The following is a 26,218-nucleotide window of genomic DNA, read 5'->3' as shown; positions in this document are numbered from 1 at the left end:
CCCCACAGACCCGAACCGCCCACCACGCCCCCGGCCCTCACGCGAGGACCGGCCGACGCGGCGCGAATCTTCGGGAGCGGGTTCGACGGCGCGGCGCGAATCTTCGGAAGCGAGCCGGTGGGAGGGCTCGACAGCGCCGCCCGGAACTTCGGGAACGGGCCGGTGGGAGGACTCGACGGCCCGGCGCGGGTCGTCGGGAGAGAGGGCGTCGGCGGGGCGGGCGGTGCCGCGGGAGGTCGGGGACATCGGCGGTCAGCCCCTGATCCGCGGGTCGATGACGCGGTAGGCCAGGTCGAGCAGCGTGCTGACCGTGACGTACACGACGGCCGACAGCAGCACGACGGCCATCACGACGGGCATGTCCTGACCGGTCACGGCCTGCATGGCGACCTGGCCGAGCCCGGGCCGGCCGAACAACACCTCGGTGATCACCGCGCCGCCCAGCAGCGCGCCGGTGAACCAGCCGGCCAGCGTCACGGCCGGGATGAGCGCGTGCCGCAGGGCGTGCCGGGCGACCAGGGCGCGTTCGGTGAGCCCGCGCGCCCTGGCCGTCACCGCGAACGGCTGTTCCAGCGCCCGCTCCAGCCCGCCCCGGAGCACCTGGCCGAGCACGCCCGCGACGGGCAGGCCGAGCGCCAGCGCGGGCAGCACCAGCGCCGCCGGCCCGTCCGCCCCGGACACGGGGAACCAGCCGAGGGAGAACGAGAAGACCGACAGCAGCACGATCCCGATGAGGAACGGCGGCACGGACACCGACACCAGCTCGGCGGCCGAGGCGACGGCCCGCGGCCACCGCCCCCTGCCCGCCGTGCCGATCGCGATGAGGCCGGCCAGCACCACGCCGGTGGCCGCCGCGGCGAGCGTGAGCTGCGCGGTCGGCCCGATCTGGCCGGCCAGGATCTCGCCGACGCCGCGCTGCTGCTGGTACGAGCGGCCGAGGTCGCCGTGCAGCAGGCGCCACAGGTAGGACAGGTACTGCACGATCTCGGGCCGGTCGAGCCCCCATTCCGCGACGATCCCGGCCCGGATCTCCGGGGTGTCGGGGCCGTCGCCGACCAGGATGTCGACGGTGTCTCCGGGGGCGAGCAGCAGCGCGGCGTACGAGGCGGTGGCGGCGGCCCAGAGCACCGCCAGCCCGGCGCCCAGCCGTCTGATCATGTGCCGATCCGCACGTCGTACGCGCTCGCCGGGGTGCCGGAGGCGGGATCGAAGCCGAGCCCCTGGACGTTCTTGCTCGCGGCGATCTGGTCGGCGGGCACGTAGAGCGGGAACACGACAGCGTGGTCCGCCACGACCGCCCGCTGCGCCCTGGCGTAGAGCTCCTTGCGTTCGGCCTGGCCGGAGCTTGCGGAGGCGGCGGCGAGCCACTTGTCCAGGTCGGGGTCGGCGAAGCGGGTGCGGTTGATGGCGGCACCTTCCGGCAGGATGAGGTTGAGCGCGGCGCCCGCGTCGGAGTCGCCGCGGGAGTTGCCGAACACCTCGTAGGCGTCGTCGTCCATGGCCTGCTGCGCGCTGCCCTGGTCAAGGATCTTGACCTGGAAGTCGATGCCGGCGTTCTGCTTGACCTGGGCCTGGATGGCCTGGGCGAGGATGTCGCGGCGGTCCCGGACGAACGGCGCCGAGGCGACCTCGCGCACGGTGAGCCGCTCGCCGTCCTTGACCCGGAACCCCTCGGCGTCGCGTTCCTTCCACCCTGCGGCGTCGAGCAGGGCGTTGGCCCTGGCCACGTCGCCGCCGTAGGTGTTCTCCAGGGACGGGTCGTAGAAGGGGCTCTCGCTGCCGACGATGCTCCACGCCCTGGTGGCGGTGCCCTGGTAGACGGATCTCAGCACCGCGTCCAGGTCCACGGCCTCGCGGAACGCCTCCCGTACGCGCCGGTCGTCGAAGGGGGCGTGGGAGGTGTTGAAGTAGTAGGAGTAGGCGGTGCCGGAGTTGAGCGCCGTCCGCAGGGTCAGCTCCGGGTCCTTCTCGATGAGGGCGACCTCGGTCGCGGGGACGCCCTCGATGACCTGCACCTGGCCCGAGGTGAGCGCGCCGACGCGGACAGCGGCCTCGGGCAGGAACCGGTAGGTGATCTCGGAAAGGTGGGCGGGGCCCTGGTGGGCCGCTCCGGCGGGGGGCCAGGCGTAGGCGGGGTTGCGCCGGTAGTGGATCTCCTGGCCCTGGACGTACCGTTCGAGGATGAACGGCCCGGTGCCGACCAGGTCCGGCCCGCCGAACTTGAGGTCCTCGGCGCCCTTCAGCGACTTCGGCGAGACCTGCCCCGCGAGGGGTGAGGCGAGGAAGTCGAGGAAGAGCGCGTCCGGCTCCTTGAGGGTGATCCTGAGCCGGTGCGGCGACACGACCTCGGCCTCGTCGAAGGACCTGAGCTGGATCGCGGCCACCGACGGGTTGTAGCCGGGCACGAGGAACTGGTCGAGGTTGGCCTTGACGGCGGCGGCGTCGAACGCCGTGCCGTCGTGGAAGGTGACGTCGTCGCGCAGGTCGAGGGTGTAGGTCAGCCCGTCGTCCGACACCATCCACGCCGTGGCGAGCCAGGGCCCGAAGGAGCCGTTAGCGGCCTTCGACAGCAGCGCGTCGAACTGGTTGAACACCAGCAGCCTGGCCTTGTTCTGGGCCCACAGCTGCGGGTTCAGGGTGATCGGCTGCGTCTCGACGGCCCAGGTCAGCGAGGTGGTCCGCGCGGTCTGGACGGGTTGCGCGCCGCACGCGGCGAGGGTCAGCAGCAGGGCGGGGAGGATGCGCTTCACGAGCGGTTCCAGGCTTCGGCGAGCAGCTCGTACGAGCGCGCGCGGTCTTCGTGGTCGTGGGTGATGGTCGTGATGAGCAGTTCGTCGGCCCCGGTCACCCGCCGGAGCACGCGCAGCCCTTCGGCCACCTCGGCGGGCGGGCCGACGAACCGGGTGTCGAGGCGGTCCTTGACGAGGTCGCGGTCGGCGTCGGTCCAGACGTGCGCGTCGGCCTCCGCCGCCGTGGGGTACGGGATCGCGCCGGCGCCCGTCCGGATGCTGCGGACCCACAGGTCGTACCCCTTGGCCAGCTCGCGGGCCCGCGCCCGGCTCTCCGCGACGACCGCGTCCGCCGAGACGATCACGTACGGCTCGCCCAGCGCCTCCGACGGCTTGAACGCCTTCCGGTAGGCCTCGACGGCCTCCAGCACGCTGGACGGGCTGACGTGGTAGTTCGCCGCGAAGGGCAGCCCGCGTTCCCCGGCGACCTGGGCGCTCTGCCCGCCGCTGCTGCCGAGGATCCACACCCGCAGGTCCGCGCCCTCGCCGGGCACGGCGCGGGCCTCGTGCGTGCCGTCGAGCAGGGCGAGCACGTCGTCGATCTGGTCGGCGAAGTCGGGCGTCCGCGCGCCCGGCTGCTGGAGGGCCGCGATCTGGCGGGCGAGCCTGGGCTGCCTGGCGAGCGCCGACCAGTCGAAGGGCGGCGGGATCAGCAGCCCGTCCACGACCCGTGCCGCCTGCTTCTCGGCGACCGGGTCCGTGGCGAGTTCGGCGCGGCGCTGCCCGGAGCGCCCGATCCCCAGGTCGATCCGGCCCGGGTGGAGCGCGTCGACGATCCCGAACTGCTCGACCACCGACAGCGGCGTCTGGTGACCGAGCTGCACGGCGCCCGATCCGACCCGGATCGTGGAGGTGGCCGCGGCCACGAGGGCGATCAGGACGGCCGGCGCCGAACTGGCGACGCCGGGCGCGAAGTGGTGCTCGGCCAGCCAGTAGCGGCGGTAGCCGTACTCCTCGGCCCGGCGGGCGAGGTCGAGGGTGTTGCGCAGGGCGTCGCCCGCCGTGCCTCCCGACACGATCGGGGCGAGGTCGAGGATGGACAGCGTCACGTGGCACCTCCGGGGAACGGCCTGCTGGGGATCTCCGCCCGCAGCACGGGCGCGATCTCGGCCTGGAACAGCTCCAGCGCGTCCCGGTGCTGACCGGGCGTGAGCCCGTCGGCGTCGGCGTGCAGGTGCATGACCTCGTGGCCGAACCGCTTGTGGTAGCGCAGCACCTTGTCGACGATCTGCTGGGGGCTGCCGACCAGGATCGAGCCGCGCTCGATGGCGTCCTCCAGGGTCGGGAAGACCACCGGCAGGCCGAGCTTGCGCTGGAACGCCACCCGGGCGTCGTAGACGGGCCGGTAGGCGGCGACGGCCTCCTGCGAGGACCGGGCCGCGTAGTAGCCCGCCGTCCCCGCGCCGACCAGCGCGCCGGCCGGGTCGTGCCCGTAGTGCTCCCAGCGTTCCCGGTAGTGGTCGATCAGCTCGGCGTAGGGGCCGATGGGGTGGGTGACGTTGGCGGAGAACAGCGGGTCGCCGTGGCGGGCGGCCAGATCCACCGACTCCTGGCTGGTGGCGCTGCCGTGCCAGACGCGGATCGGCCGCTGCAGCGGCCGCGGCCAGGTCTCCGCCTCGGTCAGCGGCGGCCGGAACCGGCCTTCCCAGGTGACCTTGTCCTCCCGCCAGAGGCGGCGGAAGAGCTCGTACGACTCCCGGTTGCGTTCCCACTGGTCCTCGGCCGTGACGTGGAACAGCTGGGCCTGCGCCGCGCCGTTGCCCTTGCCGATGATCAGCTCCAGCCGGCCTTCCGACAGGTGGTCGAGCGTCGCGTAGTCCTCGTACGCGCGGACCGGGTCCAGCAGGCTCAGCGTGGTGACGGCGGTGAACAGCCGGATCCGGGTCGTCCTGGCGGCGATGTGGCCGAGCACCACCGGCGGCGAGGAGGAGAGGAAGGGGCGCTCGTGCCGCTCCCCCACGCCGAAGCCGTCGAAGCCGAGCTCCTCGGCCAGCACCGCGTTCTCGACGACCTCGCGGAAGCGCTCGGTGGGCGATCGGTCATCGTTATGGACGATCAACGTGATAGCCAGAAATTTCATGACACCTCCGCGTAGCGGCTGGCCGGGCGCGGCAGGCCGAGCAGCCCGCGCAGCGTGGTGGCCTCGTAGGCGCGCCGGAACACCCCGTGCCCGCGCAGCTCGGCCGTCAGCCCGCGGGTGATCCGCTCCAGGTCGTACGGCAGCACGCCGGGCCGCAGCCGGAACCCCTGGACCCCGGCCCGCCGCCACTCCAGCAGCACGTCGGCCAGCTCGCGCACGGTCCCGGTGAAGATCGCGGCGTCGGAGGCGAGCTCGGCCCCGTCCAGCTCGTCGAGCCGCGCCTTGCGCCGCGCCGCGTCCTCGCCGAGGAAGACGACCAGGTCGGCGAAGATCTTGATGTCGCCCGACAGGGCCCGGACCTCCTCGACGACGGCGCGGGCCTGCTCGTCGGAGTGCGGCGTGACGTACACGACGTCGGCGCTGCCCGCCGCGAACTCGTACGGCAGCCGCGCGTGGGCGAGCGCGGTCACCACCGGCTGCCCCTGCGGCGGCCGGGGCGTGATCGACGGCCCCTTGACCGAGAAGAACCGCCCGGCGAAGTCCGCGTAGTGCAGCTTGTCCCGGTCGATGAACCTGCCTGTGGCCACGTCGCGGATCTCGGCGTCGTCCTCCCAGCTGTCCCAGAGCCGCCGCGCGACCTCGACCGCGTCGGCGGCCTCGGCGAACAGGTCGCGCACGTGCGGGTCGGCGGCGAGGTCGCGGGCCCCCGGGTCGAGCGGCGGGAACCGCCTGCGGCCGAAGTGCCGCGCCTCCGAGGCGCGCGCGGAGATCTGTGCGCGCCAGCCGGCCCGCCCGCCGCTGATGTGGTCGAGCGTGGCGATGCCGACGGCCACGTGGAACGGTTCGGTGTGCGTGGTGGTGGCCGTCGGCACCAGCCCGATCCGGCTGGTGAGCGGCGCGAGGCGGGCCGCGAGCAGCACCGCGTCGAACCTCCCCCGGACCTGGTCGGTGCGTTCGTCGGGGCCGTCGGGCAGGGTCGACTGCGGGCCCAGGGCGTCCTCGATGGTGACGAAGTCGAGCAGCCCGCGCTCGGCCTCGGTCACGAGGGCCGCCCAGTGGCGGGCCGAGAAGACGTCCGCGGACGTCTCGCGCCAGGCGGCGGGGTGCCAGCCCGCGCCGTCCAGCGCCACGGCCAGGTGTAACGTCATGTCAGCTCCAGGTGGTCGCGGAGGGTGGCCCCGGTGTAGTCGGTACGGAAGACGCCGCGCTCCCGCAGCAGCGGCACCACGCGGTCGACGAACTCGTCCAGGCCTCCGGGTGTGAGGTGCGGGACGAGGATGAACCCGTCCGCGGCGTCGGCCTGCACGTGCTCGTCGATCTGCCGTGCCACGCTCCCGGGGGTGCCGACGAACGTCTGCCGCCCGGTCACCTCGATGACCAGCTCCCGGATCGACAGGCCCTTCTCCCCTGCCAGCGCCCGCCACTTGGCGGCGACGGCGGCGCGGTCCTTGATCGGCACCCGGCCCTGGGAGACGCCCTCCGCCGGGTCCGGCTCGATGTCGGGCAGCGGGCCTTCGGGGTCGTACGCCGACATGTCGCGGCCCCACACCTGTTCCAGGAACGCGATCGCGGTCCGCGGCCCGACCTGCTGCCGGCGGATGGCGGCGGCGTTCTCGGCGGCCTCCTCGTCCGTGTCGCCGAGCGCGAACGTCACGCCCGGCATGATCTTGAGCTGGTGCGGCTCACGGCCGTACCTGGCCAGGCGGCGCTTGACGTCGGCGTAGAAGCGCCTGCCGTCCTCCAGCCTGCCGTGCGGGGTGAAGATCACGTCGGCGTGGGCGGCGGCGAACTCGCGTCCCTCGTCCGAGTCCCCCGCCTGGATGACGACGGGGTGTCCCTGCGGGCTGCGGGGCAGCGTGAACCGGCCCTCGACGGAGAAGTGCGCGCCCCGGTGCCCGACGTCGCCGATGGCTCCCGGGCGGACGAACGTGCCCGTCTCCCGGTCGGCGGCGACCGCGTCCGGCCGCCAGGAGTCCCACAGCTCCCGTGACAGCCGCACGAACTCCGCCGCCCGCTCGTACCGGTCGGCCCGGTCGAGGTAGCCGCCGCGGCGGAAGTTCTCGCCGGTGAACGCGTCGGAGGTGGTCACCACGTTCCAGGCGGCCCGGCCGTCGCTCAGGTGGTCGAGCGTGGACAGACGCCGGGCCAGCTCGTACGGCTCGTTGAAGGTGGTGTTGACGGTCCCGGCCAGGCCGAGCCGGTCGGTGACCGCGGCCAGGGCGCTGAGCACGGTGAGCGACTCCGGCCGGCCGACCACGTCGAGGTCGTGCACGCGGCCCTTGAGCTCGCGCAGCCGCAGCCCTTCGGCCAGGAAGAGGAAGTCGAGCTTGCCGCGCTCGGCCGTCCTGGCGAGGTGGACGAACGAGGCGAAGTCGATCTGGCTGCCGGAGCGGGGGTCGGTCCAGACCGTGGTGTTGTTCACGCCGGGGAAGTGGGCCGCCAGGTGCACCCGCTTGCGGGTCATCGGTCCCGCCCGTGCGGCGCGTCCCAGCTCTGGGGCAGGCCCTCGGTCGTCTCGCGGAAGGCCGGCAGCCGGTAGAGGTCGCGGGCGTACGGCCACAGATGCTCGAAGCCGGACAGCCCCCGCTCGCTGATCAGGTGGCCGGGGTTGTGCTCGGCGTCGAACCTGGCCAGCGTCACCCAGAGCCGCACGTCGGCCTCGGTGATCGTGTCGCCGGCCAGGAACCGCTGCCCGGCCAGGCGCTCGTCCAGCCGCTCCAGCGCCGAGACGACCACCCGCCGCTCCCGCTCGCGGTCGTCCTCGGTGGCCGCGCGGGCCACCCGCGAGACGCCCGTGTTGACGTCGTGGTAGATCCAGGCGTTCAGCTTGTTGATCTCCGGGCGGAGCGCGTCCGGGTAGAGGTCGATCGGCGTGCCGGCCCACTGCTCGAACTGGGTGGCCAGGTCGATCGTGATGTCGGGGAAGTGGTTGCTGACGATCGTGCCGGTGTGCCGGTCCCAGAGCACGGGGACCGAGACGTGGCCGCCGTAGCCCTTCTCGGTGGCGTCGTACGCCTCCTCCAGCAGGGTGAAGCCGTTGACCGGGTCGGCGCCGCGGCGCTCCCTGAACGCCCAGCCGCGGCCGTCGCGCTCGTCGTCCACGTACGACAGCGAGATCACCTCCTCCAGGCCCTTGAGCTTGCGGACGATCGCGGCGCGGTGGGCGTACGGGCAGACCCAGGAGACGTAGAGGTGGTAGCGGCCGGGCTCGGCGCGGTGGCCGCTGGAGCCGTCGGCGGTGATCCGGCCCTGGAACGGGTAGACGGGGCGGTTCCAGTCGGGCGACAGGTGCAGGCGGCCCGGCCCGTAGTGGCCGTACGCGACGAGGTCGACGGGGCTCGCGTAGGCGCCCGTCCGGGTGGGTGTGGACACGGGATCTCCGGGTTCAGGAGTCGGGGTGGGCCAGGAAGCGGCCGAAGCGGCCCTGGTGGTAGAGGAGCGGGCGGCCCTGCCGGTGGACGTCGGCCTCGGCGACCAGGCCGACCACCAGCACGTGGTCACCGACCTGCGCCGTCTCGTAGGGCAGGCAGATCAGGTGCGCGGAGACGTCCTGCAGCAGCGGCGCGCCCAGCGGCCCCGGGCGCCAGCGGGTGGGCTCGGCGAAGCGGTCGACGCTCTTCCTGGCGAACCGGGCCGCCAGCTCGGACTGGTCGCTGGCCAGGATGTTGACCGCGAAGTGGTCGGCGGCGCCGAGTCTGGGCCAGGTGGTGGAGGAGCGGTCCACGTAGAAGGAGACCAGGGGCGGTTCGAGGCTGACGGAGGAGAAGGAGGTGGCGGTGAGACCGACGGGGACGCCGTCGCTCTGGGCGGTGATGACCACGACGCCGCTGGCGTGCACGGCCAGCGCCCGCCTGAACAGGGCGGCTTCGACGGCGTGGCCGTCGGTCAGGGATGAAACGGTCACGGGAGTTCCTCACAGGAGAAAGGCATGCTCGCGCGGCGCCCCGGTGACGGTCCGGGGTCGCGGAGAAGGGGAAGTCGTCGACGAGGGCGCGGGCGGCTTCGGCCGCGCCGGGAGCACGGAGGTGGCGGCTACGGATGCGTGATCAACGACACTGCGCGCTGGCGACGTGGCAGAAATCCACGTGGGAGCGCCTAGTCAGGAGGAGACCCTGCCTCATGGGAACGACGTTAGGCCGCGGTCCCGGGGAAGTCAATATTTCCTACTAGCTTTTAGGGGATTTAGGCGCGCGAAAGGCCGTGCCCCGGGCGGGGCACGGCCTCACATGTCTTCGGCGCCGGCTCTGATGGCTTCGCGGATGCGGGGGTACGTGCCGCAGCGGCAGATGTTGCGCAGGCCGTCGAGGTCGGCGTCCGTGATCGAGCGGCCTTCGGCGGCGACGCGGCGGACCAGCGCCACGGCGGCCATGATCTGGCCCGGCTGGCAGTAGCCGCACTGGGCGACGTCGTGGTCGAGCCAGGCCTGCTGCATGGGGTGCAGGTCCCGGCCGACCGTGGCCGCCAGCCCTTCGATGGTCGTGACCTCGTCGGTGGGCTGGAGATCCTGGACGGGGATCGCGCAGGGGTTGACGGCCTTGCCGTTGAGGTGGCTGGTGCAGGCTTTGCAGACGTTGATCCCGCAGCCGTACTTCGGCCCGGTGATGCCGAGGATGTCGCGCAGGACCCACAGCAGGCGGACGTCGCCGGCGACGTCGACGGTGACCTGTTCGCCGTTGACGCGGAACGTGTGCTCGGGCACTCAGATCTCCTTGCTTCAGCGGGCGTGGTCCAGGCCGTCGGTCGGCGACGGCGGGATCGGGGGGACGGTGGGCTTGGGGGTGAACGAGAGCGTCCCGTGGTTGATCGGGAAGCTGGTGGGCATCGTGCCGGTGGCGCGTCCGTACGCGCAGGCGACCGCGGCCATCGACGCGGCGACGCCCAGCTCCCCCGCGCCCCCGGGCTGGTCGGACGTGCTGGGCATGACGATGACCTGGAGTTCCGGCGGGGTGTTCCACTGGCGGGTGTAGAAGTAGTTGTCCCAGCTCGCCTCCAGGAAGTGGCCGTCGCGCAGGTGGAGGCTGGAGGTCAGGGCCAGCGCGATGCCGTCCATGACGCAGCCCATCATCTGGGCCTCCAGGCCGCGGGGATTGACGGCCAGGCCGACGTCCACGGCGAAGACGACCTTGGTGACGCGCGGCCCGGCCACGCCGTCGCGGATGGGCCGGTCGACCGTCGCGGGCCGGCAGTCGATCTCCACCAGCGCGGCGCTGACCGATTTGTACTCGGCGTGGAACGCGATGCCCTGGGCGGTGCCGGGCGCCATGGACCGGCCCCAGTTCCCGGCCTCCGCCACCTTCGCCAGCACCGCCCTGGACCGGTCGTCCTGGAGGAAGTCGCGCCGGAACCGGTAGGGGTCCTTGCCCATCCTCGCCGCGAGCTGGTCGACGATGAGCTCGCGGGCGCAGGTGACGTCGGGCGAGTAGACGTTGCGCATGCTGCCGGTGTTGAAGCCCTTGTCCGTCTCGCTGAGCAGCCGGCTGACGGCCCCGAACCGGTAGGACGTCGCCTGGCTGAGATGGAAGAACGTCTGGGCGAAGCCGATGTCGCCCACCGGGAGCCTCGCGGCCAGGGCGGTGATGATCTCCCCGAGCCCGTGGCCGAGGTCCGTGGAGACGCTGGTGTGCCGCTGCTTGTAGCTGAGCACGGTGTCGCCGAGGTAGGCGACGCGGACCCGCGAGGTGGCCATCGGGTGGGTGCGCCCCTGGCGGGAGTCGTCGGCGCGGTGCCACATGAGCTTGACCGGTTTGCCGATCTTCTGTGACATCTCGGCGGCTTCGAGCGCGGCGTCGAAGAACAGCTTGCGCCCGAAGGAGCCGCCGCCCTCGGTGACGTGCACGGTGACCTTGCCGGCGGGCAGCCCGAGCTTGGCGGCGATGGCCTGCTGGGCGACGATCGGCGATTTCAGCGCCGACCAGATCTCGGCCCGGCCGGCCCGCACGTCGGCGATCGCGCAGTTGGGTTCGAGCGCGCTGTTGCTGCGGAAGTAGAAGGTGAACTTGCCTTCGACGACCGGGGTCGGCGGCCTGAGCCCCATCGGCAGCTCCGCCGCTTCGAGCTGCCGCAGCACACTGGCGTCGGACTTCCCCTCCGCGGTGCCCGGTCTCCAGGAGACCTGCAGGGCGCGTACGGCGTCGACGCACTGCCCGAAGGTCTCGGCACGGACCGCGACCCCGGTGGAGATCGTCACCACGTCGGTGACGCCGGGCATGGCGCGGACCTGCGCGAGGTTCGCCACCGAGCCGACCTTGCCGTTGATGGTCGGCGGGCGGCACACCATCGCCGGCTTGGCGTCCGGGACGTCGAGGTCCATCGCGAACTTCTTGCGCCCGGTGACCGCGTCCAGGGCGTCGACGCGGTTGTGCGGCCTGCCGATGACGGTGAAGCTCTCCCGCGGCGCGAGCTCCACGGACACCCGCTCGGTCCGCGTGCTCGCGGCCTTCGAGGCGAGCGCGCCGATGCCGACGCTCCGGCCGGCGCGGTCCTTGACCACCCCGTCCTCGATCGTCAGGTTGCCCGCGTCGGTGCCGAGTTCGGCCGCCGCGGCGGTCAGCAGGCGCTGCCGGGCGACGGCGGCGGCGACCCGGATCGGGGTGTAGGTGGCGATGGTCGTGTTCGAGCCGCCGGTGAGCTGGTTGAACACCAGCTCGGGCCGGGCGTCGGCCAGCGTGACGCGCACCCGGTCCAGCGGCACGGACAGCTCCTCGGCGATCAGCATGGCCGTCGAGGTGGTGATGCCCTGGCCGACCTCGGCCCGCGGCAGCGCGAACGCCACCGTGCCGTCCTGCCGTACCTCGACCGAGATCAGGTTCGAGGTGGGCAGCGCCGCCGCCGTCATGAGGTCGTTGAGGTCGACCAGCTCGGTCAGTTCGGGCGCGGCCAGTGCCCCGGTCCCGGCCGGGGCACTGGCTCCGGCCGGCGCCGGGGCGAGCTCGGCGGCGGCCACCAGGGTCGGGGCCGCCAGCACGTACCCGAGGAAGCGCCGCCGCCCGATGGCCGAGCCCGGCCCGTCGTCCTGCGGTCCGGTCATCAGGTGCCGGGCCGGTTGGTCGTGGGGATCTCGATCTTGGTCTCCTTGCCCTTGGTGAGGAAGAACATGATGTACTGCCGGACCGCCTCGTCGATGACCCAGGCGATCTGCGGCACCAGCGGCAGCGGGATGAGCCCCTCACGGAACCTGACCAGCTTCGGCCAGGCCGAGCTGATCAGCGGGTCCCACACCGGCTCACGCTCGATACCGTCCCAGTCGGCCACCTGGTCGCCGACCAGGTAACGGGCGAGCGCGTTGCAGAGCGGCCGGCTGATGCTGCCGGGGCTGGTCTGCTCGGCGAGCTGGTCCAGCAGGATGTCGGTCAGCGCCACGCCCTCGGGGGTCGGCCCCATGTTGCGGGGCAGGACCTGGTCCGATTGCGCGTAGGCCTCGTCCCAGCTTGAAGGGATGTACTCGTCCTTGATGCCGAGCATGTGCGCGGTCACCTGCCACACGTGCAGGTACGCCGCGGAGTCGGCGGAGCTGATCGGCACCTTCCATTCGAGCATCTTGCGCATGGCGAAGGTCGGCAGGGTGTGCCAGGTGACCAGCATGTCCTCCTGGCTGATCGGGATGCCGTAGGGCCAGTGGGGCACCTGCCGCAGCAGGTGCCGCACCGCGGCGTGCACCAGCCGGGTCTTCACCGCCTCGACCACGCACGAGCCGTCCGGCCGGTAGGCGTTCAGCGACCCGACGGCGAATCCCAGGATGCTCGTCTTGGCCACGCGGTCCTCCATGTCCGCGCCGCCCTTGGAGTAGTAGACCGCGCGGGCCTCCTTGGGGATGGCGGTGCTCAGCATGCCGCCGCCCACGCCGTTGAGCAGGTTGAGGTACAGCCCTCTGGACTTGTTGAAGTCGGCCGCGGTCTCCAGCTTGCCGCGGTCCGCCCACGACGGCAGCCGGCGTGCCCGCTCCATGAAGTCCCGCAGATCCGCCGGCAGGCCGTCGGGCAACGGCTGGTCGTTCCGGTTCCAGTCCCACAGCAGGCGGTTGACCTCGGGCACGTCACCCCGGTCGATCAGCGAGGCGACCAGTGCGTCGGCCTCCTCGTCCCACACCCATCGCGGGTCCGTGCCGGCGCCGGAGCCCGCGACCGAGCCGCGCGCCGACCAGGTCCAGGGCGTCTGGCTCGCCTCCGCCGGAGGGGTGAGCCCCAGGGCGCCGAGCGCTCCCAGCGTTCCGCCCGAGATCAGGATCTTGCGCCTGCTCAACTCCGCCATTGCGCGTACTCCTCTCCGTGTGCCGGGTGAAAGGGGTCGATCAAGACGGCCGGTTGGTTTCCGGGATCTCGATCCTGATCGGCTGCGCTTCGGACAGGAAGAGCAGAGTCGCCTTGCGCAGGAACTCGTCGAAGAGCCAGTACGTCTCCGGCGCCAGCGGGAGGTTGAGCAGACCTTCGCGGATGGCGATGAACGGCCGCCAGGACAGCCGGAGCAGCGAGTCCCAGACGGGCTCCCTCGGGATCTTCAGCCAGCCGGCTATCTGGTCGCCGAGCACGTAGCGGGTGAACGCGCCGAGGATCGGCTTGGACAGGATGGCGCCGTCGACCTCGGCGCCGAGGTTGAGCAGGATGTCGGCCAGCTTGATGCCCTCGGGGGTCGGCGCCAGGATCGGGGTCAGAACCTGCTCCGCCTGGGAGTTCGCCTGCGCCCACGACGCGGGGATGTACTCGTCCCTGATGCCGAGCATGTGCGCGGTCAGCTGCCACGAGTGCAGGAAGGCCGTGGACTCGGAGGAGGGAATCGGCACCCTCCAGTCGAGCATCTTCTGCATGACGGTCGTGCCCAGGCTGTGCCAGGTGACCATCATGTCCGCCTGGCTGATCGGGATCTCCTCGTCGGCGACCGGGGGCCAGTACGGGGACTGCGGCAGCAGGTGCCGCACCGCGGCGTGCACCAGCCGGGTCTTGACGCAGGTCACGATCATCTCGCCGTCGGGGGCGAAGGCGTTGCGGGTCATGATGTCGTAACCGAGCTTGGCGGTCTTGGTGATGCGGTCCTTCATGTCCGCGCCGCCCTGCGAGTAGTAGACGGCGCGGGCCTCCCTGGGGATGACCGTGCTCATCATGCCGCTGGCCATGCCGTACAGGACGCCGAGGTAGAGTCCCCGCTTCTCGGTGAACCTGAACGAGGTGGCGAGCTTGCCGTGGTCGGTCCAGGCCGGAAGCCGCCGGGCGTCCTCCATGAACGCCCGCAGGTCCGCCGGGAGCCCGTCGGGCAGCGGCTGGCCGTTCTTGGTCCAGTTGCGTAAGAGCCGGTTGACCAGGGGCACGTCGCCCCGGTCGAGCAGCGAGGCGACCAGCGGGTCCGCTTCCGCGTCCCACACCCATCGCGGGTCGGCGCCGACGCCCGTGCCCGCCACCGAGCCCTTGGGCGACCAGGTCCACGCGTACGCCGGGGTGGTGGCGCTCAGCGCGCCGAGCGCGCCGAGCGCGCCGCCCGCCTTCAGCACGTTGCGTCTGCTGGGTTTGTCCATGCCGTCGTTCCTCCTCTTCTCGCCGGGAGAGCGGGATGACACCCGTTGATACGATGAAACAGGGAACGAGTCCGTGTATCATCATCATGAGAGCACAACGTGATGCCCATCACAAGACCGCGGCCACCGTTGTGGGGGAACGAGTCAGAACCGTGTACGTGAGGTGATCGTGGAATCCGCGCTGTCCGCGCTAATGCCGCCGTCGGACTCCGAGTCGTTGCTGGAACGCGCCTACATCGACGCGGTCGAGCAGGTCGACGACACCGACCCGACCCGGGCGCGCATCCTCGACGCGGCGTACGAGCAGTTCTGCCGCACAGGCATCCGGCGCTCCACGATGGAGGACGTGGCCCGCCGGGCCAAGGTCTCCCGCGTCACCGTCTACCGGCGCTTCGCCACGAAGGACAGGCTGGTCGAGCACGTCGTGCGCCGGGAGTTCCGGCGCTACTTCGACCAGTTCCTGATCGACATCGAGCAGGCCCGCACCGCCGCGGACCGGGTCGTCCTCGGCTTCGTCAGCTCGATGCGCGCGATCCGGGGCAACCCGCTGATCGGCGGCCTGATCGAGGCCGAGCCCGAGCTGCTCGTGCCGTCCATGATCAGCGACGGGGGCCGGACCCTCGCCACCGTGCGGCAGTTCGTCGCGGGCCAGCTCCGCCGCGAGCAGCGCGCGGGCCACGTGCCGGACGACCTGGACGCCGACCTGGTGGCCGAGCTCATGGTCCGGGTCTCCGCCTCCTTCCTGTCGACCCCGAGCCACATCGTCGACCTCGACGACGACGAGCAGCTGGCCGCCGTCGCCCGGCAGTTCCTGGTGCCCATGCTGGGCGGCTCCCGGCCGTCCTGAGAACGGTCCGGCGCCGAGGCGGCCAGGTTCGAGGCGCTGCTGCTCGGCGTGCTGGCCGCCGGCCCCGCCCCGATCACGCTGGTGAACGGGGAGGGGCGGGGTGGTGGCGACCAACTCGCCGCGGTTACCCGCCGGCTCCCTGCTCCTGGACCCGGGCCCCGACCGGCACCCGCTGCCCGGGCTGCCATGGAGCATCGTCACCTCGGCCAGGGACCGGGCGATCAGCCCTAGATAGCCGCCCGGATCTTCCGGAGAATGCCCGGCCGGTACCAGACCGGCCGGACACCCTCGCTCAGTACATCGGCTTGATGAAGCCCTTGATGAAGCCGGCGATGAACGCCCCTACCTGCCCCGCTGGGGCGAGAGATTCGCCGTACTTCGGGAAGTGCCCGACGGGGGTGGCCCACTTGTCTCGGTACACTTTTTCAAACTCGAGCCCCTTCTGCACCCCCGAGGTCAGCCGGTTGTGCCGGATGGCGGCCTGCTCCGCGCGGCCCTGGTTGCGAGCTTGGGTCGCGGGGGGCGACTGCTGTGGCCTCACCGGCTCCCGCCGCGCCCTGGGCGGCGACTGCCGTTGGGCCGCCCGATGACTGGTCGGACGGGTGCCAGGCCGGTGCCGCTGCTGGGATCTGGCCGGAGACCTGCTCGCGCGCCTGCTGTTCCGCACCTTGGCCGCGAGTTGCCTGCGCTGGGCCATGATCTCCTTCCGGCGTTTCGCCGCCGCCGCCACCCTGCGCTTCTGCGCCGCCTGCGCCGCCCGCTTCCGCTTCTCGGCCGCCCTCCTCTTGGCCGCCTCCGCCCTCTTCTTGGCCGCGGCTGCCTGCCTGCGCTTCGCGGCCTCCTCCGCGGCCTTCTTCCTCTTGGCCTCAGCGGCCTTGCGCTTGGCCGCCTCCGCGGCTGCTCTGCGCTTGGCCGCTTCCCTGGCCGCGCGCCTGGCAGCCTCCTGGGCGGCGCGCCTCCTGGCCAGCCAGGCCGCCAGCCGCCTGGCTGCGGCTCTGGCGGCGAGTATCATCGCGACCCGTGCCGCGACAGCGAACCAGACCCACTGACCGTCGGGGTCGCTGAGGGTGACGGGGCTGTTGTTGGCGTAGGCGTAGGCGTTGAGCTGCTGCGGTTCCTCCGGGTCGATGATCGGGTCCACGGAGAGGAAGCGGCCGTTCCTGGGGTCGTACTCGCGCGCGCCGAGGTGGACGAGGCCGATGGTCTCGTCCCGGGTCCCGCCGACGAAACCGCGCTGCCCCGGCCACCAGGAGGGCGGTGATCCGCGGTCCTCGCCGAACGGTGTCGTCCTCCTGACCGCGAGTTCGCCGGTGCTCGCTTTCACGGCCGCCTGGGCGGTGCCCTGGTGGTCGCCGGCCAGGAAGTACACCTGGTTGTCCGGCGTGCGCACCGCGATGGGCTGGCCGCCGACGGTGTAGTAGCGGGTCTGCTCGACGGCGTCCTTCGCGTAGTCGAAACGCAGCTCCATGTCGTCGATGTAGAGGGTGGCGTCGGTCGGGGTCTTGCGCAGCAGGCGGTCACCGTCCGCGTCGTACACGAACGAGGTGACCTTGCCCGCCTCGGTCACCGACTCCAGGTTGCCCTCGGCGTCCCAGACCAGGGTCTGGTCGGAGTTCCCGACCTTGCGCCTGGTGGTGTTGCCGGACGCGTCGTAGGCGAACAGGTCCTGCCCGACGGACTGCAGCGCGTGCGGCCGGGGGCTGCCCGCCGCCGGGTAGGCGGAGGTGAGCACGGTGTCGGGCGCGCCGCCCCAGCCGTGCCTGGTTTCCTTGATCCGGTTTCCGGTGACGTCGTAGGCGTAGCTGAACGCGTACGGGGCCACGCCGCCGATCGTGGCGGCCTGCGGGCCGGCGGTGGCGCAGCCGTCCGTGGCCGTCCACGCCGAGGTCAGGCGGCGCAGGTGGTCGTGCCTGAAGCACTGGGTGTCCTGCCCGCCGGCCCGTTCCTCGATCTTGGTGATGTTGCCGGCCGGGTCGTAGCTGTAGCGGAGGTCGAGGTCGGTGGCGGGGGCGCCGGCCCGGTCCAGCCGGATGCCGGTCGTCCTGCGGGTGCCCTCGTCGTGGGTGTAGGTCAGCCAGGTCTTCCCGGCCCCCTCGCCCAGCTCGTACTGCAGGGTGTCGCCCATCTTCGAGTAGCGGGCCGCGCTCACGTACGGCGACAGGCCGGCGACCCTGGTCGGCTGGGCGAGCTCGTCGTAGGTGTAGACGACCGACTCTTCCGCCAGCCCGCCGGCGGCGGGGAAGCTGACGGACTGGACCTCGTCGTCGAGCGTGTAGCGGGTGTTGAGCACGTACGAGCCGGCCAGCTTGCCCTCCCGCGCGGGGATGGTGACGGTCTGGCGTAACGTGCGGTAGTCCGCGTCGATCGCGTTGATCTCGGCCTTGTACGCCTGCCCGCCCACGTAGCGGATGGCGGCGTTCAGCTCGCCCTTGGCCAGCGCGTCGTACTTCCACTCGGCCAGCAGCGTGCCGGTCGCCGAGCCCTCGCGCAGCTGCGTCTTGCGGCCCAGCGCGTCGTAGCCGTGCCACAGGGTCCTGCCGCGGGCGTCGGTGGTGGTCACCACCTCGTCGGCGTCGTTGTACGTGGTGGTCGTGACGCCCTTGTCCGGGTCCTCCGTCCTGATCTCCCTGCCGCGCAGGTCGTAGTGGTGACGCCACACGTTGCCGGCCGCGTCGGTCACCGTGGACAGCCGGCCGGCGGAGTCGTAGGTGTACTTGGTGGACTCGTACGCGCCCGTCGGGGTCGCGCCCTTGTACTCCCGCAGCTCGACGAGCCGGTCCTCGGCGTCCCCGATCCGGGTGGTCGCGGTGCCGCCCGGCGGCGGCGTCAGGTGGAGGCGGTCGCCCTCCATCTGGGCGCTCACCCGGAACTTCTCCACGCCCTTCGCCTTGAGGATCTGGGTGTCGAGCTCGCCTGCGCCGTCGTACAGTGACACGACCTGGTTGGGCACGTCGGCGTCGGCCACCGCGATCAGGTTCGTGGACGGCGTGCCGACGGCGAAGTAGCCGGTGTTGGCCTTGTGCTCCTCGCCCTGTGAGTTGTAGAGGGTGTCGGTGATCGTCCGGCCGTCACGCAGCGCGGGGTCGCTCGCCTGGTCGTCGCGGGGCGCGGGCTCCTGGGTCTGGCGCTCGCGCAGCAGGCCGTCGTACAGCTCGTGACTGGTGGTGTAGCCGCCGTCGGCGCGCAGTGTCTTGGTGGTCACGACACTGGGGCCGTCGTTGCGGGTCAGGTAGGTGTACTCGGTGCTCGGCGACTGCCCCGCCGCCTTGCTGCGGTCGGGCTGCCACACCTTGGTCAGCCGGCCCAGCGGGTCGTACTCCAGGTCGACGCGGCGGTTGTTGGCGTCGACCTCGGCGACCGGCTCGCCCCAGGCCGGTTCCAGCTGAGTGCGCTCGGTGTGGCCGAGTGCGTTGGTCTCGGTGGTCTCCGTCACGGGGGCGCCCGAGGCGGGGCTGTAGGCGGTGACGGACCGGGTGCCGACCGGGTCGGTCTCGCTGGTCTCCCGGCCGTAGACGTCATAGGTGTGCGCGCTGCCGGTGATCGTCCGGCCGTCTGCGGAGACGAGCTCCTGAACGGAGGTCACGTCGCCCTTGGTGGGCGGCTGGCCGTTCGCCTTCCCGTCGTACTGGATGCGCTCGTCCGAGAGCACCTCACCGGCGGCCAGGGCCGCGACCGGAGTGTCGCAGCCGGCCGAGACCGACTCGATCCGGCTCGTGTAGTCGAGCATCCAGGAGGTGTCATTCCTGGCGTAGCTGTACCGGACGCACTCGTCGTCGCCGGCGTCGGCCAGGTCGCCCTTCTCGTGCACCCGCAGGAGCAGGCCCGTCTCGTCGTACGAGCGAGCCTCGCCGGTGCGCCGCCACCGGCCGTCCTGGAGCGCGGTGCGGGTGACCATGGAGGCGGGCTGGATCACGTGCGCGGCCTTGGTGACGCCGTCATGGGTGGACTCCGCCGTCTTGACCGACCACGGCGCCTCCAGGGTCGCGGTCAGGATCGCGCCACCGTCGCCGTCGAAGAGGATCTCCTCGCGCTCGAAGCCGGCCAACTGGTCGAGGTCGTCCAGCTTGCCGCCTTCGGAGTCCTCGACCTCCTCGCTGCGCCGGGAGCCGTCCGACCGCTTGTCGCCGTGCAGGCCGCGGAAGTACCGGTACTCCTTGAGCGTCCGCTCCGCGTCCTGCCCGTCGCCCTCCCTCACGCGTACGCGGCCGTACCCCCGCCAGTCGGACCACGTCCGGTGCGCGGGCTTGACCAGGATGTTCTCGGCGTAGCGCCAGCCGGCGCCGTCCAGGTACTCGTAGCCGGTGACCACGTCGGGCGAGCCCGCGACCCGGTCGACCTCGACCGTCTGGGTGACCAGGTACTTGTGGAACCAGTCGGTGACCTCGGTCTCGTCCGGGGGCGCCCAGCGCTGCGGGAAGCAGCGTCTGGCGTTCCGGTCCGCGACCGGCGTGTCACCTGGGGCGCAGTCGGCGGGCGAGTAGTTGATGCGCAGCTCGCCGCCGGACTCGTTGCCGATCGCCTGCACCCGCCACTTGATCAGCGGGGGACGCCCTTCGAGCGCGTCCACCCGGTTGGGCAGCTGCTTGCCCGTGAACGTGATCGGAGGCAGCGTGAGCGAGCCGCCCACGTGGCCGGACTGCTGGATCGAGGCCAGCCACAGCGCCGGGCTCATGCCGTCCCCGGAGGCGGGGAAGGTGTGCGTCAGCTTCCACGAGTCCACCGGCTGGTACTGGCCGGAGGCGTTGCGGATCTGGGTGGTGACCTTCGCCAGCCGCTTGCGTGAGAAGAAAGTCGGCGCCAGCCGGTCGGTGCACTTCACGCCGGCGTCGCAGATCTGGTCGAACGGCACGTCCGGCCAGTGCTTCGCGGTGTCCTTCTTCAGCTCGCCGGGTGCGCATGTGACGGCGCCGGAGGGGACGCAGCGCTCGGCGTGCTCGAACAGCACGCGGGCGGCCGGAGCCCTGGTGAACAGCTCGTCCTTCAGGTATCCGTAGTCGATGCGGGCGAGCGGGGCGGCGCGCACGTACCGGGTGCCGAGCTCCGGCTTCATGCTGCGGCCGTAGTGGTTCGTCTCGTGCTCGTACCAGTACGTGGTGGCGTTGCCGTGGGTGTCGGCCACGTAGTCGAGGTTCCACCGGTAGGCCTGGTGGCACCAGGCGTTGGCGGGGGTGCCCGAATGGCACGGCTCGCCGCTGTTGTTGCCGAACACCGGTACGGTCTGCACCGACTTCGTCTCGGGGTTGCCGGTGGTCTCGGCCCAGCGGGGGAGGCGGTTCAGGCCGAAGGTGTACTGGGTGCCGTCGGGGCTCGTCATCCGCCAGTACTCGCCGTTGTTGTCACCGTTGGTGGCGCCGACGAGCGCTTCGATCCTGGTCCCGTCGTCGCGCTTGGGCCGCCACCGCCCGCTCACGGCGTCCTTGACGAGCTCCATGGCCGTGCCGTCGAGGGACATGGTGGCGTTGTCCTGGTCCCAGCACAGGTCGCCGGTCTTCTTGCCGTCGAGCATGCAGGCCTTGTAGCGGCGTTCGATGTAGCCGCCCGGGTTCAGCTCGAAACCCTCACCGGCCCAGGACGCCTGGTTGTTGGTGGAGGCGGTGCGGCCGTCCACGCTCTGCGAGGAGTAGGCCAGCGCCGGCTCCGGCTCGTCGCCGCCCAGGGCGGGCGGGGTGCGCAGCTCGTACCCCCAGGTGAAGTCGCCGGACTGGGCGCCCACGCTCCACGTGGCCGTGGGTGACAGGGAGGTGGCGGCGTGGTCGCCGGACGGTCCGGAGGGGGCCGCTGTGAGCGCGTACAGGCCGTCGGTCCCGACCTCGGCGGTGACCGTGCCCTTGGCCGCGTCGTTCTCGCTCTTCACCGGCAGCGACGGGGCACAGCCGGTGGCGGCGGCGTCGAGCGCGCACTCCTCCAGCTTGACCACGCGCAGGCGGGAGCCGTAGTCGCCGCCGTACGCGTGCCGGAAGCCTGAGTAGTCGATCTCCAGGCGGGTCGTGGCCGCCGTCTTGACACCCGCTCCGGGCTTGAGCCGCAGGGCCAGGCCGGGCAGGTCGGTGTCCAGCAGTTCGACGCTCACCGGGGCCTGGGCGGCGGCGGTTTTCGCGGTTCCGGGCGCCAGCCTGACGGGGAAGTCCTCCACCTGGACGGCGGCGGAACCGCCCAGCACGGCGCTGCGCGTGCGGGGCCAGCGGACCTCCGGGGGCTTCTGCCACGCCTGCTCGGCGGCGGGGTCGGCCATGGGCGGTCTGACGGGGACGTCAGTGCCCTTGACCGGCGCTTCCCGCTGCACGGCAGGGTCCTGGCGGGGAGCCGCCTGGGCCGGTGTGGCCTGCACCAGCTGCACCACGAGCAAGATCGTGAGGGCGGGGGCAAGCTTGCGGGGCCAGCGGGCTTCGGGCTTGTTCTCTCCCTCGAAGCGGTTCCATGAGCTGTCGGGGATGTCGGGCTGCCGAGGGGCCTGCTGGAGGCCGTTCCATCGGGATTCGGGTAACTCTAACTCGCCTGGAACATCCATGAGCGTCTCTCCAGTGGGGGGTTCTGGATGGGTGTTCTACTGCGCGGCCAGTTGGGCGATCTGCTCGACGCTCAGCACTCCGTCGTAGAGGCGGATGTCGTCGATCGTCCCCGGCCAGTGACCGGTGAAGACTCCCGCGGTCTTGGTACGGCCCAGTTGCAGCGGCCTTGAGGCGTTCCATTGGCTGAGATGGTCGGTGTGGGTGGTCGACAGGCGGCCGTCGACGTAGACGCGGAGCTGTCCGGCGAGCGGGTCGTACACGCCGGCGACGTGCGTCCACACCATCGGCACCGGCACGGCGTCGGAGCGGGCACGCACGAGGGCGGCGGTGTCGGTGTCCGCGCCCGCCATGCCGAGCATCCACCGGCTCCGCGCCCCGTCGTAGCCGAGCTGGAAACCGGCGGCCCGGTCGCCCGGCTGGGCGACGAGCGCGGCGTCCCCGGCGGGGAGATAGTCCAGCTGCGTCCAGCCCGCGACGGTGAACCCCGTCCGGGTGTTCACGGCGGGGCCGGCCGTCTGGGCGTGGCCGGTGACTCCGTCGAGGGCGAGCCCGCCGCCGAGCCAGCCGCCGGTCCACGACGCGCCGCCGGTCACAGTGGCCGGCGTCGACCGGCCGGAGGAATCGGCCGCGGACAGGCCCTCGGTCTCGTCCATCTTCCAGTGGCCGACGAGCGTGGTGGCGCTGTGGATCAGGTCGGCGACCTCTCCGGCGAAGACGGCCCGGCCGTAGACACGGACCTCGTCGACGTCGCCGGGCCAGAACTCCGCGGCGCCGCCTGCCTGGCCGCGGCCGATGGTGAGACTGCCCGTGGCGGCCCACGACCGCGCCGCGACGGTCGATTCCAGCCTGCCGTTGACGTAGAGGGAGACCCGCCCGGCCGCGGCGTCGTACACCCCGGTCAGGTGGGTCCACTCGCCGAGCCTCGGCGGTGCCGCGGAGAGCGCGCGCACGGCCGGGGCGCCGGCGGTGTCCGAGCCGGCGACGGCCAGCGCCCAGCGGTCGTCGGGCTTCGAGTACTGCAGGGCGAACGCTCCCGTGCCCGTGCCTTCCTGGGTGAGCGCGGTGGCCGTGGCGCCGGTGCCGGTCAGACGGACCCAGGCGGCGACGGCGAAGTTGCGGCTGGTGTCCACGACCGGGCCCTGGGTCTGCGCGTACGAGCTCGCGAGGCGCAGGGCGGCGCCGTTCCTGCCGGAGGTCCATGTGGCCCCGTGCAGCGTCACGGGATGGGAGCCCGCGGCGTCGGCGGCGAGGGTGCCCTGGCCTTCGTCCAGTTTCCAGTGGGCCGCCGGATCGGCGCCGGGGTTGACGTTGAAGATGTAGGCGCGGATCGGGCCGAGCCCGCCGGCGTGGTCCTTGCTGCGCACAGAGAGGACGTTGGGGCCGTCGTGGCGCGGGGTGAGCCGGATCGTGGCGGTGCCGTTCTGCCCGGCGGCGACCTCAGCGCCGGGCGTGGTGTCGAGCCCGTAGAGGTAGCCGGCGACGTCGGCGACGCCGTTGGGCGCGAAGGTGAACGTGCCCGCGAGGCCGACACCGTCGCTCCAGGCGTTCTCCCCGTACTCGGCCGAGGTCACCACGGGCTCCCTGACCGGTGCCGAGGAATCCACCCTGATCTCGCACCAGGGGCTCCACGCGCTGCCGACGGTGCCGTCCTCCGCGAGCACGCGCCAGCGGACCACCGAACCGTCGGTGTACGCGCCCTGCGGCACGAGCGCGGAGAACGCGTTGCCCGTCGAGCCCATGGGCGTGACGTACTCGCCCAGTTTGGTGACCCCGTCGGCCGCGTACCACTCGAACCGGCCCCGGACGGAGTTGTCGGCGTCCCTCAGCTTGGCCCAGAGTCTCGGCGTGGCGGTGCTGCTGACGGGCCGCGCGTCACCGGAGACGCAGGCGCCGCCCGGGTCCGACCACACGTCGCCGGTCCCGGGCGTGGCGGGCAGCGAGTTGTACTCGATGACCAGGACCGGGTTGTTCCTGAACTTCTTCCAGGCGTACACGTCGGACTCGCTGGTGGCCCGCAGGCCGATGGTGGCGTAGGTCCAGCCTTCGGACGCGGCCCGGACGACCCACGGCGTGGCGTCGAACTCGACCCCGCCGGGCTTGCACGCCGTGCCCCAGCCCTTGGCGACGTTCACCGTGGCCAGCTTGGTGGACCAGTACGGCTGTTTGCTCCAGGTGGTGCTCTTGCTGATCGCGCCGGTCCCCCAGGCTTCGACCTTGCGGGCCTGGCAGGAGTACGACCACGTCTCGTACGTGCGCAGGGTCGCGTTGATGATCTGCTTGCCGTGGACTGTCGGGCCGACGGTGAACTGGAAGAACGAGCGGTTCGTCTGGGAACTGCTGATCTTCCCCACCCGGGCGATGTCGCTGGCGTTGAGGTAGTTGCTGCCGGCGTGGTTCTTCCAGACCGCCGTCCACGAGCCACGCGCGGCCGAGAAGTAGGGGTCCAGGTAGACGGGGAACGTCGTCTCGGGGCCGGTCAGCAATTTCTTGTCCGGCTTGAGGAGCAGTTTCCCGCCGACGAGCTCGACGCCCATGGTGGCCTCGCGCGCGTCCGGGGAGCGTCCCTCCTTGAGCGCCCGCGGGCTGGTGACGCCCTCCGAGTCCCACATCTTGGGGGTGGGTGCGATGAAGATCGTGCCGCCGTTGCGGTCGACGGCCTCCAGGTTGCCGACCTCGTCCGTCTTCAGCGACAGGCTCTCGGCCGACAACGGGTAGGCGAGCTCGGTCAGTTCTGCCGCGGCGGCCCGCGACTTGACCACCAGGATGTGGGAGAAACCGTCCACGTCGGCGGTGACCTGGAGGTCCACGCCCGGCATGACCTCGGGGTAGGTGGCGGTGTCACCGTCCAGCACCGGCTTGGGCAGTGTGCCGTGCCAGCCGAGCTCCATCGACTTGCCGCCCCGGGCCAACCGGGCGAGGGGGGCGGTGCCACCGCCGGAGAACGTCATGTCGACTGCCGTGGCGACCGGTTCGACCGCCCCGTCGGGGCGCGTGCGGAGCGTGGTGTCGACGGGCACCCAGCCGTCCCCCTCGCGCACGCGCACCGGGCGGACGTGCTGCTCCAGGAGGAAGGTCCCGCCGGGCTGGGCGAAGACCCGGGCGGTCTCGCTGCGCAGCGACTCGACCTCGACCCGCTTCCCGGTGCGCTGGGCGCGCGCCAGCGCGGCGGGCTCCGGCTCGACCGCCGACCCGCGGTCGACGGCCTGTACACGGCCGGCCCCCGCATCTTCCGGCGGGGGGACTACCAGGATCGCGGTGATCAACGCCGTCGTGATCAGGCCATGCACTGCACGCATAGGTTCCTCGCCCGTCGGTGAGCAGCAGTTGTCGCCCGGTAAACGATTACCTGACGTAGCCCCGATCTCGTGTGTCGATCGGATTGTCATCCCCTGTCAGGGGCGCGTCCATAGTCTCGCCACCCTCTATTTAAAATATTTTCATGAATCATTCTCGTCCGAAAATATCCTTCAAGGCGTCCGGAAAATTATCGAGGCACGTGGCAACCGGTTGCAGAGACAGCTGGAATATGGCGGATAAAGGCGAGTGCTCTCGCAGCAACCCCTTGCACGAGCATCGATGAAAGTTTCATCGTCCGCACGCTTCCCACCGCCCTCCCCAGGGCGGCTGACCAGCCAAGACGGTAGGCGGACCAGGCGGCTCGCCCGGCTGGGCCTTCCCGGCCTCGGCCGCCTGTGCTTCACTGCGAAGCACTGACGGGAAAGCGCTTACCCACTACCACCCCGCTCGCCGTGCTCCCCCTACCGAACTGGAGTTCTCCGTGCGCGAAAAAAGAAGATTGGCGCTATCGCTGGCCGCCGCTCTCGTGACGAGCAGCGGGCTGGTGGCCGTGATGGCGGGCGCCGCCTCGGCGGCCCCGTCCAACGGCTCCTACACGCTGGTCAACGCGGGCAGCGGGCTGTGCGCCGCCGTGCCGGGCGCGAGCACCGGCGACGGTGTGCAGCTCACCCAGGCCACCTGCACCGGCGCCGCCGGCCAGGTCTTCACCCTCAGCGGCGGCCAGCTCAAGGCGGCGCACAGCGGCAGGTGCCTCGGCGTCAAGGACGCCTCCACCAGCGCGGGCAAGGCCGTCCAGCAGGAGACGTGCACCTCCGCCGCCTCCCAGAGCTGGCAGTTCACCACCTCGGGCAGCAACTACCGGATCGTCAACGCCAACAGCGCCAAGTGCCTCAACGTCAAGGACAACTCCACCTCCTCCGGCGCCGCGCTCCAGCAGAACAGCTGCGACTCGGTCGCCACCAAGCAGTGGACGCTGCGGCCCGCGAACGGGGGCGGCAACCCTGACCCTGACCCGACGCCGACCATCACCCCCACCAGCGGCGGCGGCGACGGCAGCGGCGCCTGGCCGTCCGACACCGGCAGCGTGCACCAGACCACCACCCGCAACGCCGGCACGTTCTTCGACGGCGGCATGAAGCGCTACTACGGCATCGGCGACGGCGGCCAGAGCGAGAGCCAGGACCCCATGTTCGT

At 71.7% G+C, this 26,218-nt stretch carries 17 protein-coding genes; 3 read left to right on the top strand and 14 right to left on the bottom strand.

The window, feature by feature from the left end:
* Nucleotides 1-252 precede the first annotated feature (252 nt).
* From AB0K05_RS34625 to AB0K05_RS34570, 12 genes are all read right to left on the bottom strand, one after another.
* Entirely contained in the window at nucleotides 253-1,158 is a 906-nt protein-coding gene (locus AB0K05_RS34625; protein WP_219546280.1) for an ABC transporter permease, read from the bottom strand.
* Nucleotides 1,155-2,750 (bottom strand): ABC transporter substrate-binding protein, encoded by a 1,596-nt coding sequence (locus AB0K05_RS34620; RefSeq protein ID WP_271276399.1) that lies wholly within the window; start codon nucleotides 2,748-2,750, stop codon nucleotides 1,155-1,157. Before AB0K05_RS34620 ends, AB0K05_RS34625 begins: the two co-directional genes overlap by 4 nt.
* On the bottom strand, nucleotides 2,747-3,838 hold the full coding sequence (locus AB0K05_RS34615) for an LLM class flavin-dependent oxidoreductase (protein WP_271276400.1): 1,092 nt from the start codon (nucleotides 3,836-3,838) through the stop codon (nucleotides 2,747-2,749). Before AB0K05_RS34615 ends, AB0K05_RS34620 begins: the two co-directional genes overlap by 4 nt.
* Nucleotides 3,835-4,869, bottom strand: coding sequence for an LLM class flavin-dependent oxidoreductase (locus tag AB0K05_RS34610; RefSeq protein ID WP_364234845.1), 1,035 nt, complete (start codon nucleotides 4,867-4,869; stop codon nucleotides 3,835-3,837). Before AB0K05_RS34610 ends, AB0K05_RS34615 begins: the two co-directional genes overlap by 4 nt.
* Nucleotides 4,866-6,017, bottom strand: a complete 1,152-nt coding sequence (locus AB0K05_RS34605) for an LLM class flavin-dependent oxidoreductase (protein WP_271276402.1) — start codon at nucleotides 6,015-6,017, stop codon at nucleotides 4,866-4,868. The genes AB0K05_RS34610 and AB0K05_RS34605 overlap by 4 nt, the downstream gene beginning before the upstream one ends.
* Entirely contained in the window at nucleotides 6,014-7,333 is a 1,320-nt protein-coding gene (locus AB0K05_RS34600) for an NtaA/DmoA family FMN-dependent monooxygenase (protein ID WP_271276403.1), read from the bottom strand. Before AB0K05_RS34600 ends, AB0K05_RS34605 begins: the two co-directional genes overlap by 4 nt.
* Entirely contained in the window at nucleotides 7,330-8,241 is a 912-nt protein-coding gene (locus AB0K05_RS34595; protein ID WP_271276404.1) for a glutathione S-transferase C-terminal domain-containing protein, read from the bottom strand. The genes AB0K05_RS34600 and AB0K05_RS34595 overlap by 4 nt, the downstream gene beginning before the upstream one ends.
* Nucleotides 8,242-8,254: 13 nt before the next feature.
* A complete protein-coding gene (locus tag AB0K05_RS34590; protein WP_271276405.1) occupies nucleotides 8,255-8,773 on the bottom strand; it encodes a flavin reductase family protein in 519 nt (172 codons plus the stop codon).
* 318 nt (nucleotides 8,774-9,091) lie between these two features.
* Entirely contained in the window at nucleotides 9,092-9,568 is a 477-nt protein-coding gene (locus AB0K05_RS34585) for a (2Fe-2S)-binding protein (RefSeq protein WP_148033116.1), read from the bottom strand.
* A gap of 15 nt (nucleotides 9,569-9,583) precedes the next feature.
* Entirely contained in the window at nucleotides 9,584-11,896 is a 2,313-nt protein-coding gene (locus tag AB0K05_RS34580; RefSeq protein ID WP_271276406.1) for a molybdopterin cofactor-binding domain-containing protein, read from the bottom strand.
* A complete protein-coding gene (locus AB0K05_RS34575) occupies nucleotides 11,896-13,116 on the bottom strand; it encodes an oxygenase MpaB family protein (protein ID WP_271276407.1) in 1,221 nt (406 codons plus the stop codon). The genes AB0K05_RS34580 and AB0K05_RS34575 overlap by 1 nt, the downstream gene beginning before the upstream one ends.
* Nucleotides 13,117-13,156: 40 nt before the next feature.
* Entirely contained in the window at nucleotides 13,157-14,371 is a 1,215-nt protein-coding gene (locus AB0K05_RS34570; protein WP_364234840.1) for an oxygenase MpaB family protein, read from the bottom strand.
* 193 nt (nucleotides 14,372-14,564) lie between these two features.
* Between AB0K05_RS34570 and AB0K05_RS34565 the strand changes: the two genes are divergently transcribed.
* Nucleotides 14,565-15,218, top strand: a complete 654-nt coding sequence (locus AB0K05_RS34565) for a TetR/AcrR family transcriptional regulator (protein ID WP_271276414.1) — start codon at nucleotides 14,565-14,567, stop codon at nucleotides 15,216-15,218.
* A 100-nt stretch (nucleotides 15,219-15,318) separates the two neighbouring features.
* Nucleotides 15,319-15,453, top strand: a complete 135-nt coding sequence (locus AB0K05_RS34560; RefSeq protein ID WP_271276409.1) for a hypothetical protein — start codon at nucleotides 15,319-15,321, stop codon at nucleotides 15,451-15,453.
* Nucleotides 15,454-15,510: 57 nt separating this feature from the next.
* Here AB0K05_RS34560 and AB0K05_RS34555 read toward each other — a convergent pair whose 3' ends face one another.
* Complete coding sequence (locus AB0K05_RS34555) at nucleotides 15,511-21,558, bottom strand: RHS repeat-associated core domain-containing protein (RefSeq protein WP_364234836.1); 6,048 nt, start codon at nucleotides 21,556-21,558, stop codon at nucleotides 15,511-15,513.
* Between the two features lie 204 nt (nucleotides 21,559-21,762).
* Nucleotides 21,763-25,023, bottom strand: a complete 3,261-nt coding sequence (locus AB0K05_RS34550; RefSeq protein WP_364234834.1) for a LamG-like jellyroll fold domain-containing protein — start codon at nucleotides 25,021-25,023, stop codon at nucleotides 21,763-21,765.
* A gap of 482 nt (nucleotides 25,024-25,505) precedes the next feature.
* Between AB0K05_RS34550 and AB0K05_RS34545 the strand changes: the two genes are divergently transcribed.
* Nucleotides 25,506-26,218: RICIN domain-containing protein (locus AB0K05_RS34545; protein WP_364234832.1), on the top strand; the 713-nt coding region annotated here is incomplete at its 3' end.

Origin of the sequence: Nonomuraea sp. NPDC049486 (assembly GCF_040676925.1) — a bacterium.
GTDB lineage: Bacteria > Actinomycetota > Actinomycetes > Streptosporangiales > Streptosporangiaceae > Nonomuraea > Nonomuraea ferruginea.
Note: the sequence above shows the minus strand (reverse complement) of the source record. Positions and strands in the feature narration are given on the sequence as shown.

What these genes read in the sequence shown, in the direction of transcription:
- AB0K05_RS34605 (WP_271276402.1), bottom strand. Translation starts at nt 6,017, where the DNA reads ATGACGTTACACCTGGCCGTGGCGCTGGACGGCGCGGGCTGGCACCCC.
- AB0K05_RS34600 (WP_271276403.1), bottom strand. Translation starts at nt 7,333, where the DNA reads ATGACCCGCAAGCGGGTGCACCTGGCGGCCCACTTCCCCGGCGTGAAC.
- AB0K05_RS34580 (WP_271276406.1), bottom strand. Translation starts at nt 11,896, where the DNA reads ATGACCGGACCGCAGGACGACGGGCCGGGCTCGGCCATCGGGCGGCGG.
- AB0K05_RS34570 (WP_364234840.1), bottom strand. Translation starts at nt 14,371, where the DNA reads ATGGACAAACCCAGCAGACGCAACGTGCTGAAGGCGGGCGGCGCGCTC.
- AB0K05_RS34565 (WP_271276414.1), top strand. Translation starts at nt 14,565, where the DNA reads ATGCCGCCGTCGGACTCCGAGTCGTTGCTGGAACGCGCCTACATCGAC.
- AB0K05_RS34610 (WP_364234845.1), bottom strand. Translation starts at nt 4,869, where the DNA reads ATGAAATTTCTGGCTATCACGTTGATCGTCCATAACGATGACCGATCG.
- AB0K05_RS34625 (WP_219546280.1), bottom strand. Translation starts at nt 1,158, where the DNA reads ATGATCAGACGGCTGGGCGCCGGGCTGGCGGTGCTCTGGGCCGCCGCC.
- AB0K05_RS34575 (WP_271276407.1), bottom strand. Translation starts at nt 13,116, where the DNA reads ATGGCGGAGTTGAGCAGGCGCAAGATCCTGATCTCGGGCGGAACGCTG.
- AB0K05_RS34550 (WP_364234834.1), bottom strand. Translation starts at nt 25,023, where the DNA reads ATGCGTGCAGTGCATGGCCTGATCACGACGGCGTTGATCACCGCGATC.